Source organism: Agathobacter ruminis (genome assembly GCF_002735305.1).
Lineage (GTDB): Bacteria > Bacillota > Clostridia > Lachnospirales > Lachnospiraceae > Roseburia > Roseburia ruminis.
In genome coordinates, this window is record NZ_PDYG01000091.1 from 1 (window position 1) to 906 (window position 906).

A 906-nucleotide genomic window follows, 5' to 3' on the forward strand; every position below is an offset into this window, starting at 1 on the left:
CCTTTTCACATTCCCAGAAAGTTTTTCCATCAAACAATGGTTCTTTTAGAAAAGCATCCAGGCTTTCTTGGTTAGTGTGGCCCTCTATACTCCAAAGTACCTCTGTCTTTGGTTCCCACATCACAAGTTCAAAATAATAATCACCGTTTTCCTGGGTATATCCCTGAGAAAAATACTTCTTCCCCTTATAGGTATAAATCACTTCCTCACCACCCCAGAGTTTGTCTACGAATTCATCAATATTTCCGTTAATCATAGTTCTGCTCCTTTAAAAAATTTCTTATAATACTTGTATAATCGAGAATTCTTATGCATTCTAACCGTTGTCCTTTCAAAACGTCCAGTTTTATTCTGGCTGAATTCCTTACCATAAATATGATAATGAAGAACCTTCGGTTTATGCTTATCAATTTTAGACTCAAAATGATAGGCAATCTCCAGTCTGAGATTATGATTCTTATCATATATTCTCATAGTATGAAATGTTCCATCAGGATTCATTTTCAAATACGCCATACTCGAATGCGACGATTCAGGCAGACCGTGTTTGCCAGAACCTTCACTTCCTTTGAGGACTTTAACACCATTAAACTTGCCGCCTGCAAAAAATGAAGTATCTACTTCATAAACATATGGAACAGGATTTCCTGCGGCGAACGTACCTCTACCACCCATCAGCGCACCACCTTTCTGGATTTTTGATAATCTACCACAACAAGATTACCTTCCATTTCCTCAAATGGATCACCCAAACAGATAACGGCTTCAGGTTCAATTCTATCAAGCATTTGGTAATATCCACGCAAAAAATCACGTTTATTGCGTTTGCAGCCAATCATTCCAATCGCCACAATGCAATGCTTTTCAATTGCATCAAAGCAATATTCGTAGCTACGTGCAGAGCCC

At 38.3% G+C, this 906-nt stretch carries 3 protein-coding genes; all 3 read right to left on the reverse strand.

Going from position 1 to position 906, the window contains the following annotated elements; translation table 11 throughout:
* On the reverse strand, nt 1-256 hold a 256-nt coding region (locus CSX02_RS10295; protein WP_143248179.1), incomplete at its 3' end, for a hypothetical protein.
* Nucleotides 253-675: a hypothetical protein gene (locus CSX02_RS10300; protein ID WP_031545031.1), complete on the reverse strand. Its 423-nt coding sequence runs from the start codon at nt 673-675 to the stop codon at nt 253-255. The genes CSX02_RS10300 and CSX02_RS10295, both read right to left, overlap by 4 nt.
* Nucleotides 675-906, reverse strand: a 232-nt coding sequence (locus CSX02_RS10305) for a DUF4417 domain-containing protein (protein WP_143248180.1), incomplete at its 5' end; no start/stop codon positions are given. The genes CSX02_RS10305 and CSX02_RS10300, both read right to left, overlap by 1 nt.

Bases quoted from the DNA above. Each gene is read 5' to 3' on its own strand.
- CSX02_RS10300 (WP_031545031.1), bottom strand. From the start codon at position 675: ATGGGTGGTAGAGGTACGTTCGCCGCAGGAAATCCTGTTCCATATGTT.